Annotated in this window: 14 protein-coding genes and 3 pseudogenes; 11 read left to right on the top strand and 6 right to left on the bottom strand. The window is 64.9% G+C overall.

The window, feature by feature from the left end; translation table 11 throughout:
• Positions 1 to 80: 80 nt before the first annotated feature.
• The 5 genes from ABIF91_RS24860 (at position 81) to ABIF91_RS24880 (ending at position 5,801) form a co-directional block, all read left to right on the top strand.
• Positions 81 to 2,177: an adenylate/guanylate cyclase domain-containing protein gene (locus ABIF91_RS24860; protein ID WP_035675298.1), complete on the top strand. Its 2,097-nt coding sequence runs from the start codon at positions 81 to 83 to the stop codon at positions 2,175 to 2,177.
• Positions 2,178 to 2,423: 246 nt separating this feature from the next.
• Positions 2,424 to 2,993 carry a DUF2087 domain-containing protein gene (locus ABIF91_RS24865; protein ID WP_028180983.1) on the top strand — a complete coding sequence of 190 codons (570 nt, stop codon included), beginning with the start codon at positions 2,424 to 2,426 and terminating at the stop codon, positions 2,991 to 2,993.
• Positions 2,990 to 3,946, top strand: coding sequence for an alpha/beta fold hydrolase (locus tag ABIF91_RS24870; protein WP_080660007.1), 957 nt, complete (start codon positions 2,990 to 2,992; stop codon positions 3,944 to 3,946). The genes ABIF91_RS24865 and ABIF91_RS24870 overlap by 4 nt, the downstream gene beginning before the upstream one ends.
• The gene (locus tag ABIF91_RS24875; protein WP_028180982.1) at positions 3,921 to 4,505 is read left to right on the top strand and encodes a HutD/Ves family protein; all 585 of its coding nucleotides are present in this window, start codon (positions 3,921 to 3,923) and stop codon (positions 4,503 to 4,505) included. Before ABIF91_RS24870 ends, ABIF91_RS24875 begins: the two co-directional genes overlap by 26 nt.
• Before the next feature lie 105 nt (positions 4,506 to 4,610).
• Positions 4,611 to 5,801, top strand: coding sequence for an adenylate/guanylate cyclase domain-containing protein (locus ABIF91_RS24880; protein WP_028180981.1), 1,191 nt, complete (start codon positions 4,611 to 4,613; stop codon positions 5,799 to 5,801).
• Between the two features lie 29 nt (positions 5,802 to 5,830).
• Here the strand turns inward: ABIF91_RS24880 and ABIF91_RS24885 are convergent, their stop codons facing one another.
• The 3 genes from ABIF91_RS24885 to ABIF91_RS24895 all read right to left on the bottom strand — a co-directional run bounded on the left by ABIF91_RS24885 (position 5,831) and on the right by ABIF91_RS24895 (position 7,087).
• Entirely contained in the window at positions 5,831 to 6,124 is a 294-nt protein-coding gene (locus ABIF91_RS24885) for a hypothetical protein (RefSeq protein ID WP_028180980.1), read from the bottom strand.
• Positions 6,125 to 6,296: 172 nt separating this feature from the next.
• The gene (locus ABIF91_RS24890; RefSeq protein ID WP_028180979.1) at positions 6,297 to 6,476 is read right to left on the bottom strand and encodes a hypothetical protein; all 180 of its coding nucleotides are present in this window, start codon (positions 6,474 to 6,476) and stop codon (positions 6,297 to 6,299) included.
• Between the two features lie 242 nt (positions 6,477 to 6,718).
• A complete protein-coding gene (locus tag ABIF91_RS24895) occupies positions 6,719 to 7,087 on the bottom strand; it encodes a rhodanese-like domain-containing protein (RefSeq protein ID WP_028180978.1) in 369 nt (122 codons plus the stop codon).
• 521 nt (positions 7,088 to 7,608) lie between these two features.
• Between ABIF91_RS24895 and ABIF91_RS24900 the strand changes: the two genes are divergently transcribed.
• From ABIF91_RS24900 to ABIF91_RS24920, 5 genes and pseudogenes are all read left to right on the top strand, one after another.
• A complete protein-coding gene (locus ABIF91_RS24900; protein ID WP_050995235.1) occupies positions 7,609 to 7,833 on the top strand; it encodes a hypothetical protein in 225 nt (74 codons plus the stop codon).
• Position 7,834: 1 nt separating this feature from the next.
• Positions 7,835 to 8,044 (top strand): hypothetical protein, encoded by a 210-nt coding sequence (locus ABIF91_RS24905; RefSeq protein WP_028180976.1) that lies wholly within the window; start codon positions 7,835 to 7,837, stop codon positions 8,042 to 8,044.
• Positions 8,045 to 8,326: 282 nt separating this feature from the next.
• The gene (locus ABIF91_RS24910; protein ID WP_028180975.1) at positions 8,327 to 9,124 is read left to right on the top strand and encodes an adenylate/guanylate cyclase domain-containing protein; all 798 of its coding nucleotides are present in this window, start codon (positions 8,327 to 8,329) and stop codon (positions 9,122 to 9,124) included.
• A 15-nt stretch (positions 9,125 to 9,139) separates the two neighbouring features.
• Positions 9,140 to 9,376 (top strand): annotated as a pseudogene (locus ABIF91_RS24915) (type II toxin-antitoxin system RelE/ParE family toxin); the annotation flags it as partial.
• On the top strand, positions 9,373 to 9,705 hold the full coding sequence (locus tag ABIF91_RS24920; protein ID WP_244430124.1) for a Fis family transcriptional regulator: 333 nt from the start codon (positions 9,373 to 9,375) through the stop codon (positions 9,703 to 9,705). The pseudogene ABIF91_RS24915 and the gene ABIF91_RS24920, both read left to right, overlap by 4 nt.
• Positions 9,706 to 10,104: 399 nt before the next feature.
• Here the strand turns inward: ABIF91_RS24920 and ABIF91_RS24925 are convergent.
• Positions 10,105 to 11,231, bottom strand: a pseudogene (locus ABIF91_RS24925) (IS3 family transposase); the annotation flags it as partial.
• 34 nt (positions 11,232 to 11,265) lie between these two features.
• Between ABIF91_RS24925 and istB the strand changes: the two are divergent.
• Positions 11,266 to 11,982: an IS21-like element helper ATPase IstB gene (istB, locus tag ABIF91_RS24930; RefSeq protein WP_424579097.1), complete on the top strand. Its 717-nt coding sequence runs from the start codon at positions 11,266 to 11,268 to the stop codon at positions 11,980 to 11,982.
• A 74-nt stretch (positions 11,983 to 12,056) separates the two neighbouring features.
• On the opposite strand, the pseudogene ABIF91_RS24935 reads toward istB, so the two are convergent.
• Both ABIF91_RS24935 and ABIF91_RS24940 read right to left on the bottom strand, forming a co-directional pair.
• Positions 12,057 to 12,317: pseudogene (locus tag ABIF91_RS24935) on the bottom strand (sigma factor-like helix-turn-helix DNA-binding protein); the annotation flags it as partial.
• Between the two features lie 128 nt (positions 12,318 to 12,445).
• Complete coding sequence (locus ABIF91_RS24940) at positions 12,446 to 13,234, bottom strand: hypothetical protein (protein ID WP_225005520.1); 789 nt, start codon at positions 13,232 to 13,234, stop codon at positions 12,446 to 12,448.
• Positions 13,235 to 13,353 lie beyond the last annotated feature (119 nt).

A 13,353-nucleotide genomic window follows, 5' to 3' on the forward strand; every position in this document is an offset into this window, starting at 1 on the left:
CTCGCTCCTGTCAGACGTAACGAACGAGCGCCGGCGGCGTAAGACATGTCAGTGACTCGCAACGAGGCGCGAAAGCAGCGATGAAGGTTGATCCCGAACGACGGCTTCGCGCGATCGCAGGGCTGACGGTCAGCATCCGCCTTGCGGTCTCCGCGCTGGTCCTGGCGGCAATCCTGCTGACGGCCGCGCTGTCGAGCCTGTTGTGGTGGCGCACGGCGGAAGCGACCAGCCGGCAGCTCGCCTCGACCATCAACGAGCAGATCGTGGCGGCCGTGCGCAAGGAGGTCTCGGCGATCGTCGACGAGGCGCGGGCCGCGCACACCGCCATCCGCACGCTGTTCCTCCAGAACGTGCTCGACACCCGCGAGGCCGACAAGCGCGAGTTCGTCTTTCTCTCGCAACTGCAGTCGCAGGCAACGATTTCCTGGGTCGCGTTCGGCTGGCCCGACGGCTCCTTCTTCGCCGCGCACAAGCTCGGCGATCGCCGCCTGGAGATGATGGAGATCTCGCTGACCGACCATGCCGGCCAGCGCCGCGTCGATGAGTATGACGTGGTGCCCGGCGACATCGAGTTCGCCAACCGCCGCTTCGAGCCGACCTCGTTTCGCGTCGCCGACCAGGCCTGGTTCAAGGCCGGGCTGACCGCGGATGATCCGCAATGGTTCAGGGTGCTGGACCATGCGACCGGCGTGCGGCCGTCGATCGCCTTTGCAGGGCCGATCGACGTCTATCAGGAGCGGCAAGGCGTACTGGCCGTCGTCATCGAATACACCAGGCTCGCGCGCTTCCTGTCGCAGCTCGAGGTCGGGCGCACGGGGACCGCCTTCATCGTCGATGGCAGCGGCGAGCTCGTCGCAGCGCCGGACAAGGACGCCGATGAGCTCCATCCGGCGCGTGGCGACACGGCGCTGCTGCCGCTCGCGCGCCTGGCGCTCGGCAAGGCGGGTGAGGCCGGCGGCAGGGAGGCTTGGCGGAGCCGACTCACGTCGGGCGGCGCTGCCTATGAAGTCGCCCTGACGCCGCTGCCGTTTCCCGGCTGGTCGCTCGCGACCGTGATCCCCGAGGCCGAATTTCTCGGGCCGGTCGAGACGACGCTGCGGCGCCTGATCCTTGGCCTTGCCGTCGGCGCCGTGCTCGCGGCGCTGGCCTCGGCGATGCTGGCGCGGTCCGTCATCGCCGCACCGCTGTCACGCGTCGCCGGCGAGCTGCGCCATGTCGAGGCCTTCGCGCTGGAGCAGGTCCGCCGCCATCCGTCGCGGCTCAGGGAAATCGCGAGCCTGTCGGGCGCGATCGCCGAGATGGCGGCCGGATTGTCGGCCTTCCGCAAGTTCATCCCGGCGGATCTCGTCCGCGGCTTGCTGCGCCAGGGCGTCGAGGCAAGGCCCGGCGGCAGCGTCCAGGAGCTCAGCGTGATGTTCATCGACATTGCCGGCTTCACCGGGCTGTCCGAGCGGCTCGGCGACCGCGTGGTGCCGCTGCTGTCGCGCTATCTCGATATCACCTCGGAAATCATCGTCGCCAATGGCGGGACCATCGACAAGTTCATCGGCGATGCCGTGATGGCGTTCTGGGGCGCGCCGCAGCCGCAAGGCGATCACGCCGCGCGATGCTGCCGCGCGGCGCTCGCCTGCCAGAGGGCGATCGAACAGTCGGGGCTTGCCGACGACCTCGGCCAGCCGCTCCAGATCCGCATCGGCATCAATTCCGGCCGCATGCTGGTCGGCAATATCGGCTCGGAGCTGCGGCTGAACTACACCGTGATCGGCGATGCCGTGAACGTCGCCAGCCGGCTCGAAGGCGCCAACAAATCCTACGGGACGCACATCCTGATCGGCGAGGCGACCGAACGTCTGGCGCGCGGCGTCGTCATCACGCGCGAGGTCGACCGCATCGCGGTCTACGGACGCGAGGAGGGGATCTCCGTCCACGAGCTGATCGGGATCGCAGGCGAGACGGCCGATGATAGTGACGCGATCGGCTGGATCGCGGCTTACGAGCGCGGCCTCGCCTCCTATCGCGCACGCCGGTTCGCTGATGCGCTTGCCGATTTCGAGGTGGTGTTGAAGCAGCGCAGCTACGATCGTCCGGCCGCCTTGATGCGGGACCGCTGCCGGCAGCTCACGTCGGCTGCGCCTGACGCCGCCTGGCGGGCCGTAGCGGCATTGACATCGAAGTAGCGTCGCCAATTCCGCAACGCTCGGCGCTCCGACCATGGTACCGCTCGTCCCAAATGGCGGGCCCTTGAGCTCGCCGGGCGTCTATAGTAAGGGTTTGCCCGGGTCTGCAGTTCACCCAGGCGTCACCGTCCCGCGAGGGAAGCTAAACCTGCAAGGCTCAATCGAACCGACACCAAACCTCGTGCCGCGTCGTAAGCCGGTGACCTCCGACAATCCACCTGTGGATCGGCACATCGAGGATTGGTCATGTCCAGAACACCCATTGCGTTCGTTGCGGGCGACATCTCCGCGCTCGCGAAATCCCTGCGCGCCCAGCTTCTGGAGCGCACGTCGCCACCGGGTCACGTCGAGCTGCTCAACATTCTTGCGCGTGCGACGGGACACCGGAACTATCAGCATTTCCGCGCAGGTGCGGTCGGCACTGCCGTGGATGACCGCGGGACGCGGGCGACCGGGGACGAGACGGTCGATCTGAAGCGCGTGCAGCGCGCGTCGCGCCATTTCGATGAATGCGGCAGGCTGCTTCGCTGGCCGGCCCGCCACAATTTGCAGCAGCTGAGCCTCTGGGTGTTGTGGGCCGGCTTTCCGCCGCGATGCAGTCTGGCCGAGGCGGAAGTGAAGACGCTGTTGAATCGTCAGCATGCCTTCGCCGATGATGCCCTGCTTCGCCGCGCGCTGTGCGATCACGGCCTGGTCGTCCGCACGTCCGACGGACGCGCGTATCGCCGGATCGAGCGTCGGCCGCCGGCGGAGGCTGCGGCGCTTCTGCATTGCCTCAAGGCCGGCACAGCCGGGCGACCGGAAGCCGCGACATGACCGTAGATTCAGACGCATTGCCGCTCGCCGGGCCTGCTCCGGTCTCGGTGCGGACCTCCCGCGGCGCGATCCAGTGCGCAATCGCGGGCGAGGGGCCGGCCATTCTGGCCGTCCATGGGGGCATGGGCGGGCACGACCAGTCGTGGCTGCTGGCCCGCGCCCTCGCGGAGACGCTCAGGGGCAAGCGGGTGGTGGCCGTGTCCCGCCCCGGCTATCTCGGCTCGGCCCTCGAGCTTGGGGCGTCACCCGACGAACAGGCCGATCTCTACGGCGCGCTGCTCGACGCGATCGGGATTACGACCGTGGCGGTCGTCGCGGTCTCCGCCGGCGGCCCTTCGGCGCTGCAATTTGCCGCGCGGCACCCCTCGCGCTGTCGCTCGCTCGTGCTGGTCTCGGCCTGCACGGGAACGCTGCAAACGCCGCCGGAGATTGCCGCGCGCCTGCGCATGATGCGCCACCTTGCGCGTCTTCCCGGACTGCCGCGCGTGCTGAGGTGGCAGGCGGAACGAAATCCGCAAGCCGGTGCACGCCGCTCCATCCCCGATGACGCCATGCGCGAACGGACCTTGCGCCATCCGGCGGCAGGTCCGCTGTTCGGCGCCTTGCAGTCGAGCGTGTTTCGGCATCTGCATGCGCGGCTTCCTGGGACCATCAACGACATTGCGCGGTTTGCGGCGCTGGGGCAGCTGCCCGAGGGATCGATCTCGGCGCCCACCCTCGTCGTGCACGGCCGCGCCGACAACGTCGTGCCGTTCTCGCATGCCGAGAATGTCTGCCGGGCAATCCCGCAGGCGAAGCTGCTGGCGCTCCCCGATGGCGGCCACGTGTCGCTGTTCACGCATTTGGACGTGGTGCGGCAGGAAGCCGAACCGCTCCTGGACGCGCGCGCCGGCGCTCCATCGCACCCTCTTCGTGTCGAGGATCTCCATGAAAGCAACACTGCTCAAACCTGACGACTATACCCGCTCGCCGTGGAAGAATGGCGGCGGCATCTTCACCGACATTGCGGACGCTCACCGGGACGGTGCGCAACAGAAGAACTGGGACAGCCTGCTCTGGCGCTTTGCTTCGACGCCGATCGTGGCGCCCGGCCCCTTCTCCTACATGCCTGGCATCGACCGCTTGCAGATGGTCGTGGACGGGCGCGGGCTGGTGCTGAAGTCGCCCGCGCGGGAGTTCGACGAACGTGAACCTTTTACGACCGTGCGCTTCACCGGCGAGCTCGAGATCGTCACCGAGCTCGAGGCCGGCCCGGTCGAGGTCGTGAACCTGATGGCGCGGCGCGGTGCGGCGGAGATTGATCTCCTCGCGCTCAGGGAGCCCGGCGAGCGGCCGCTCGCGGTGGGCACGCATCTCGTCTACGCCGCGCGCGGCGAATGCCGCATCCGTCTCGATGACGAGAATTTTACGATTCCAGGCCAAGGCACGCTGAAGGTCGAGCTGACGGAGCCAGCGACGCTTGCGCTCGTCTCGGGCCTCGCAGTGCTGGGATCGATCCGGCTCCTCGGCTAGCGCCGGTCGCCCGCTGCGCACAATCCATGCAACTGGCCAGGTTGACGCCGCCGGGCCGGAACATGATATCTGCCTTGCAACAGACCGCAGCTCGAGGGGCAGAATATGACCGCGCCACACAACCATGCCCCCACGCCTGCCGATGGCGTCATCGACTGGCTGACCAACGGCACGCGCGACGAGCGCTTCATCGACGACATCTTCGCGCAGATGTGCATCCGCCTCCAGCAGGCCGGCATTCCCGTGAAGCGGGCGACGCTCCACGTGTTGATCAATCACCCGCAGTGGCTGGGGGCCCGCATGATGTGGTCCGACGGGAGCCGCGAGGCCGAGATTGCGCTGGTCGACTATGAAGTCCGCGAGCGGCCCGAATATATCGGCAGCGCCGCCCACGAGATCCATGACGGCGCCACCGAGCTGCGCGAGAGGCTCGAGCAGGATCCCTCGCTCGGCCGCAAGCACGCCCTCTATGACGAGATGCGCGCCAAGGGCCTCACCGATTATGTCGCCTGGCCGCTCTACCATACGCTCGGCAAGCGGCACATCGTCACCTTCGCGACCGACCGGCCCGGCGGGTTCGACGATGCGCATATCGCCGGCCTCAAGAAGCTGCTGCCGGTGCTGGCGCTGGTCAGCGAGATCCGCATCAAGAACCGCCTGGCCCGCACGCTGCTGGAGACCTATGTCGGCTCCCATGCCGGCGAGCTGATCCTGGCCGGCGCCACCAGGCGCGGCACCGGCACGACGGTGCGCGCCGCGATCATGATCTGCGATTTGCGCGATTTCACCAAGATCTCCGACAACTGGCCGCGCGACGACGTCATCGACCTGCTCAACGACTATTTCGATGCGATGTCGGAGCCGATTGCGCGGCACGGCGGCGAGATCCTGAAATTCATCGGCGACGGGCTGCTCGCGATCTTCCCGCTCAGCGCGCCCGACGCCTGCGCGAACCTGCTGCATGCCGTGGCCGAGGCCCGGCAGGCCATGGCCGCGCTGAACGAACGGAACCAAGGCACCGGCCGCGCGCCGCTGAACTACGGCATCGGCGTCCATGTCGGCGACGTCATGTACGGCAATATCGGATCGACCAGCCGGCTCGACTTCACCGTGATCGGCCCGGCCGTCAACATGGCCTCCCGCCTCGAGGCGCTGACCAAGACCATCGGCAAGAAGGTGTTGCTGTCACGCGCCTTCGCCGAGCTGGTGGAGAAAGAGTTCGCCCTGGAGCATGTCGGCCAGCACGAGGTGCGCGGCTTCAGCGAGCCGATCGATCTGTTCGCGTATCCGGAGTGAGCCGCGAACGGCTGCCGAAAGCGAGGCGTCTATTTGCGGTTCGTGCCGGTTGAGTTCGGCAGGGCCTGCTGACCGCCCTGGGTTTGCCTGGAGGGGTCGTTGTCTCCCGGCCGCATGGTCGACGACTTCGCCGGCGCGCTGCCGCCGCCGCTATTGTTGTCCGAGGACGTATTGAGGCTGGAGGCTCCCGCTCCGGTCGTCCCGCCGGTGCCGGTCGAATTGATGCTCGATCCAGTCTTGGACGCTCCGGTGCCGTCCTGCGCGAATGCGGCGAGAGGAGAGGTGAGAGCCGCAACGAGCGCTGCGAGTACGATTGCTTTCATGTCCGCTCCTGTGCGTTGAGGTCAGGCAGCCCCGGCCCGGCGGTCCGGGGGCGGGAGTCGGGCCGAGGCCGCCATGTGCCGGAATTGTGGAACCCCGGCGCGGGCCAATGCGCGGGAACGCGGGGCGTTCCTATTCCTGTTGGTGGCGCGGCGTGCCTAATCGCATCGCGCTTTAGGCCGACCAGCGATCCTGCTCTTCCCGGTGCGCCTGCTCGTTGAGGCGGTCGGCGATCTCATTCGCAATCTGCTCCGATTCGGCCTCGGCGACGGGCTCGCCCTTGTGCGTCTTCAGCTTGTCCTTGTCGGCTTCGATCGGGAAATCGTCGGGCTTCAGTTCGTTATCCCTGGTCATGACACGCCTCGCGCGGTTCTCGGCAGAGGGAAAACGCGCGTGAAGGCGGATCGTTGCGTCAAGGATGAAGCTTCGACCGACCGAGCAAGTCAGGCGCCGCCGATCGCCCGGGTGACGGCCCCGCCCCCCGCACGTGGCGCAGGGAGCGCCAATCGGGGCGCGGCACCAAGGTCCGCGCCCCCAGATCGATCGTTCATGGCCGTGATGTGCAAGCGCCAGGAAACGGGAACTGCCTGTTCCGCCTATTTCTCGACTGCCCCGGACCAGTCCTTGAAGCCGCCGACGTTGTAGACCTTGTCGTAGCCCATATCCTTCAGCACCTTCCCGGCCAGCGCCGATCTGCCGCCGGACGCGCAATAGAGGATCACGGTCTTGGTCTTGTCGAACGCCTTGTCGTGATAGGGCGACTCCGGATCGGCGCGAAACTCCAGCATCCCGCGCGAGACGTTCACGGCGCCCGCGATCTTGCCGCTGGCGGCGACTTCCGGCGCATCGCGAACGTCGACGACCAGCGTGTCGCCGTTCTTGATCATCTCGGCCGCCTGATCGGAGGTGATCTTCGGGACCGCCGCGTTCGCAGCTTCCAGCATTTGCTTGACACTCGTTGCCATGGTTTCTCTCTCCTGCCGCCCCCGCAGCAGGATAGCACATCGCTTTTCACTGCGCCTCCTCCAGTCGATCGACGCCGCGCCGGGCAGGCCGGCGTTAGCCGGCCCGTCATGTGCCGGGCCGCGCGTCGTGCGGATGCGCAATTGAGGGCGCCTTGGTGAAAGAGATCGCCGCGCAGGACTCGTAGACTGGCTTCGTTGGCGGCTCAGACGACGAATGCCGCCCGCGTCATCGGGAGGCGAGGCAAGCCCCGGTGCAACAGAAGAGGTGATCGGCGACATCAGGCGCGACAACGAGAGGAGACGTCAATGCCAACCTGCTCCGCAAATCTTCATGGTCGAACCGGACGCTGCGCCGTTTGCGACGGCCGGTTCGGCTTGGTCAGGTATTACGCGTGGCGCAAGCCTCTCTGCTCGAAGAAGTGTGTCGAACGTTTCGCGACCCGCCGCCGGGATGACCGCGACTGGTTCGGCCGTGTCCCGATCGCCTTCGACCTATCTCCAGGGAACCGCGCGAGGATGCCATGACCCTGCAGATGTCACGACGAGGCAAGCAATACATGGAAACGGCGCAGAGCCTGCTGCGCGCTGCGATGAGCATGACCGACGAGGTGGTCGCGACGCGGCTGAAGCTGCTCGCCGATGACTATCAGCGTCGCGCCGAAAAGGCCTCGAGCGTCGATGCCGCCAAACCGGCGGCGCGCTCGGCCGCCGGGCCCGAATACGATTGGTCGAAGGAGCTCGTGTGAGATGATCAGGATCATCGCCGTGCTCTGCAGCCTCTCGTCTCCGACGGACTGTCATGAACAGATCGTCACGACCTCGGACTTCGCGGATGTGACGATGCAGTCCTGCCTGATCGGCGCGCCGCAGCTCGCCGAATGGATGGCGCAGCATCCGGCCGAACGTCTGGCCGGGTGGCGCTGCACGATCGGCAAACAGGGCGGCAGAGGAATTTAGGTTGCCAGCCTTGGGGGCGCAGTGCAGGGCAATCGCAAATGGCATCTCCTCGAGGAGAAGCCAAGCGCATCGGTGCCCGCTGAAACTGCTGCCGCGCACTCCGTCCTCATCCTGAGGGCCCGCCAACGGCGGGCGTCTCGAAGGATGGCCACAGGGATGTCGCTTCCACATGCGATTGCTCTGCACGGCGGAAGGGCGGGACGGGAGTCAGGTTGCCAACACCGGGTTGTGCGACTACGCTTTGCGAGAAGCTACGCCCAAACGGTCTTTGGCCGCACATTCATGCCGAAATTCCTTCGCATCGGTGTCCATCAGTCCAACGTCTCCGGGTACACGTCGAAGGCGTGGTGCGTCAGGCGCGTTGGCTCGGCGGTTTTCCTGAAGTGGGGCGCCGTGGAGGTGCATGGCGCCGGTGCCGGCCGCAAGGTCTACTGGTCGCGTCTGCCGCAGGAGAAGACGATTCGTTGCGGCACCGCGCAGCGCGCGCAGGACTACACCAAAGCCGCGATCGCGCGGCGCCGCAACCATCGCTATGAACCGCTGTCCGGACCCATCGCAAACCGGAGCCCCTCGGCCGCACGCAGCGCCGAGCTCAAGCAGGCGCTCGCCACCATCCTGATCGTCGACATCGTCGGCTCCACCGCGAAGGCGGCCAAGCTCGGCGATGCGCGCTGGACCAAGGTGATGGGCCATTACTATGCCGCCGTTCGCAAGGAGCTGAAGACGTGCGGCGGCAAGGAGGTCGTGACCACCGGCGACGGCGTGCTCGCGACCTTCAAGAAGCCCGCCGCCGGCATCGCCTGCGCGACCGCGATCCAGAAGGCCATGCGCACGCTGGGCCTCGAGATCCGGGTGGGCCTGCACGCCGGCGAATACACCATCAGCGGCGGCGAAATGGTCGGCCTCGCCTTCCACATCGGCACCCGCGTCGCAGCGAAAGCGCGCGCCGGCGAGGTGCTGGTGTCGAGCGCGGTGAAGGAGCTGATGACGGCGCAGTCCACGATCAGCCTGAGGGATCACGGCGTGCACCGGCTCAAGGGCGTGCCGGAACGGTGGAGGCTGTGGCGGGTGGAGGGGTGAGGGGCAAAGTACGGCGCGTCTCTCATGCGCGTTCAATACCGCTGGCCGGTGGGGATGCCGCTGTGCCGCGCGCTGGACGACGGCTTGTGGGAAGTGCGCACCTCGCTGCCCAGCGGCCGGATCGCCCGCGTCCTGTTCAGCGCGCAGCAGGGCCGCATTCTGGTCCTCCACGGGTTCATCAAGAAGACCCAGAAGACCCCGCCGGACGATCTGGCCCTTGCGCGCCGCAGAAACCGTGAGTTCGAGACATGAAGGAGGCCGACATGGCCGGCAAGAAGACCGCGGCGAGGAAGAAGAAAGCCGTTCGTTCCACCGCCAAGCTCACCACGCTCGACGATTTCCTCGGCGAAGAAGGTAAGCGCGACGAGTTCGAATGCATTGCCGTCAAGGAAGTCCTGGCGTGGCAGATCGAGCAGGCGATGAAGAACAACATCTCCCGCAACAATCTGGCCCAGCGCATGAAGACCTCGCGCAGCCAGATCGGCCGCCTGCTCGACCCGAAGGACGGCAATGTCACACTGGCCACGCTGCAGCGCGCCGCGCGGATGGTCGGGCGGTCGTTGCGGTTGGAGTTGGTTTGAGGGCGATCGGGGATATCGCTGGACTTTCAGTGCTGGTGCGCGGTTGTTCGCAAGCCCGGTGAAAGTGGCTGACCATTGAGTGCACTGTCACCGTAACTCTAACAATACCAAATGCTCAATGGAGAGCAGCAGAATTGGTGACCTGAGTAACATAGAGTTAGTACCCGCAAGCGACGTTAGCCCTCCGGTGCCTTCGAGGGGGCCTGGCGAGGTCATGATGTTTTTTACCCGAAATAAGAACAACGACGACAGAGCTGGCCCCGGTTGTTTGGACAGCGCCCCGCTGGATTTAAGTGGATTCCTGCCGGGTTATGCTGAACGCGGGGCTTTACGGTTTTGTCGTTGCGTCGGGAGGGCGTAGCCCGACCAGAGCGACGACAAAACCGTCGGCGACGGCCATGCGGCCATCACCATAGCTTGCGTGCCGAAGTAAGCCTCGTCGGGCGTGCGCCCGTCAAGGCTCGAGTGAGGGCGTCCCTGATTGTAGAAGGCCAGATACTTGGCAATTGACGCTCGCGCCTCGGACACGCTGTCGTAGGCGCGGAGATATACTTCTTCGTATTTGACCGTGCGCCAGAGCCGCTCGACAAACACGTTGTCGCGCCAGGCGCCCTTGCCGTCCATGCTGATGGCGATCTTCGCGTCCAGCAGCACATCGGTGAACTCGAGGCTGGTGAACTGGCTGCCCTGATCCGTGTTGAAAATCTCGGGCCTGCCGTGCTTCGCCAACGCCTCCTGGACCGCTTCGACGCAGAAGGCCGCCTCCATTGTGATCGAGACGCGATGGGCCAGGACCCGTCGGCTGAACACATCGACGACCGCCGCGAGATAGACGAAGCCACGCCGCATCGGAATTTAGGTGATGTCCATTGCCCACGCATGGTCGGGCCGCTCGATCTTCAATCCGCGCAACAGGTACGGGTAGATCTTGTGACCCGGAGCCGGCTTGCTCGTGTTCGGGCGACGATAGACCGCCTCGATCCCCATGCGCTTCATCAGCGTCGCGATGTGGCGGCGACCGGCGTATACGCCCTCCCGCCGCAGCAACGATCGCAGCATACGCGCTCCCGCGAAGGGATAATCGAGATGCAGCTCATCGAGCCGACGCATCAAGGCAAGGTCCTCGGCCGAAACTGGCCGAGGTTCATAGTAGACCGTGCTGCGAGCCAGCTTCAGGACCTTCGCCTGGCGCACGATAGAAAGATCATGACCGCGGTCGATCATCGCTTTGCGCTCAGCAGGCCCGCCTTGGTGAGCGCGCCGGACAAAAAATCGTTTTCCAACGCCAGCTCGCCGATCTTGGCATGTAACGCCTTCAAATCGACCGGCGTCTCGGCCGATGTCTTGTCATGCCCAAACACGCCGGCGGCGCCTTCCAGGAGCTGGTTTTTCCAGATCGTGATCTGGTTCGGATGAACATCAAACAGTTGCGCCAGCTCCGCCAGTGTCTTGTCGCCTTTGACCGCAGCCAAAGCAACCTTCGCCTTGAATGCCGGAGAATGCGTCCGGCGGCTCTTCTTCGTCATCTTCGCTCCTGATTCGCAGCAAGAATCCTCGCCGCTGTCAGGCAGAAAATCCACTCAAGCTACTGTCCGAATTTGCGGGGCCAGCTCTCCCTTCCTCGAGACCTTCTCCCTTATCCTGCAGGATGAACTGGACCGTCGTCAGTCCCGTCTTATCGAGCGGCGATACCAGCAATCCGGGCTCGACGAAAAGCTGACGCTCGCCGAGTTCGACTGGTCCTTCAATCCCAAACTGCCACGTCAGACCTGCTTCCAGCTCCACACCCTGGCGTTCATTGCCGCTGGCGAGAACGCTCTGCTTGTTGGCAAACCTGGCACCGGGAAGTCGCACATCGCCAAGGCGATTGCCTATCAGGCGATCCTGCAAAGCCACAAGGTCCAGTATCTTGAGACCGACGACTTCTTCCACCGCTACGCCCTGAACTCTCCGGCACAACGCGAGGTCCGGCTGCGAACCATCATCGACTGCGATCTCCTCGTGCTGGACGATCTATTCCTCGCACGCGCCATCCCCGACGACGCCGGCACTTTGCTGCAGACCCTGATCCATCAGCGTTACAAACTGCGCCGCAGCGTCATCGTCACCTCCAATCGCGTCGTGCAGGATTGGGGGGCATACCTTGGGGACAACACTATGAGCACGACGATCCTCGATCGCCTTATGCATCATTGCCATCTGCTTGAGTTCGACGGACGCAGCTATCGGCTCAAAGAAGCCGCTGAAGCTCTTGCCCGGGAAACAAACTCAAACTAACAGTCCCTTGTCCTGCCTCGCGGGTGGAGGAATTTGACTGACCACACCCGGAGGAATTTGAAGTGACCCGCGGGGCTCCAGTCGGGCACCGGCCGCTGCGGGCTCTGAGACGCTGGTCGTGGGGCCGGGAAAAGCAAAAGCTCCAGGTCTTCATCGGTCATTCCCTCCGGAAGCGGCCAGCTCAACCCAGCAGAGCGGGCGCGGCTCAGGTAGCTGTGCACAACGCCGTTGCTGACGCCCACGCTCCGCGCGATGGCCCGCTCTGGCAGGCCTTGAAAATGTTTTAACCGAAGGACTTCCTTGATCCGGCGCATCGACAATCTCTGGGTAGGCATTGGACTTCCTCGTTAACCACGAGGTCATCCCTAAGCCGGTTGAGTTGTCGGCCGAAGCGCTGCAAGGCTCCGAAAGCCTTGCTCACGATCCCGCGAAATCGTTGCTCACGATCCCCTGAAATCCGCGCTCACGATCCCGCGAAACGCGCATGAAACTGACGAGAACCGCTTTGCTGGGCGATTTCCCGCCTGTTGCGTTGCGTAGCTTCGGCATTCACAACGAATTCGCCATTGGAAAGCATTGCGGGAATGCTGTCCGAGACGCTTGTCCCAGCGCCGGAGACGAAGCCGCCGGTGCTAAAGCTAGGTATCGACATAGAGCTGATCGCGGCGACCTTGGCCATACCGGCAGCGAGCACGCCCGCAGCCAACGCATCATTGAATGGCGGCACGGCCGATGCCAACGCCTTCGTGAAGGCGGTGTAAGTGTTGATCCTTGCCTCGACAATGCCGAACGCTTTAGCCGCCCTCGCCATAGCCATGCTGTGCTTGCCGAATTCCTGCGAGAGTTGTGCAAATTCGCCCGCCATGGAGGCGCCGGCGGTGTTCCACGTCGATTGGGCGTTCTCCGCTAGTCTTTGTTGCGCATCCAGGAATTGCTGCGCACTGATCGTATTGGCGTTGAATTGCGCTTGGATCTTAGGCTCCTGTAGGTAACTCTCAGAGGGAGTCAAGTTCGCTTGGATCGTCTGGAGCCCGGCCAGCGTCATGGCGTATTCCGAAGTCTTCTGCTTCAGCAGGTCGAGCTGCACCTGCTGCGCGGCGGTGATCGCGGTGTTGTTCGCCCGCGCGATCGACTCCGTTTGCAATTGCAGCTTCATCGCCTCCATTGCGCCGGGAAGCAGTCCATAGGTTGCCACCTCGGCCTTCATTCCCTCCGGCGACTTGCTTTGCGATGCAATGAACTGATCGACCACGTTTTTTCCGCCCATCACCGGAAAGTTGAAATCCTTCTGAGTCTTCGATGCCTTGTCCGTCGATGCAGCCGCGGCTTCCTGGGGACCGCGCTCACCGCAGTATCGACCGCGATGAAGGC

Origin of the sequence: Bradyrhizobium sp. USDA 241 (assembly GCF_049739505.1) — a bacterium.
GTDB lineage: Bacteria > Pseudomonadota > Alphaproteobacteria > Rhizobiales > Xanthobacteraceae > Bradyrhizobium > Bradyrhizobium liaoningense.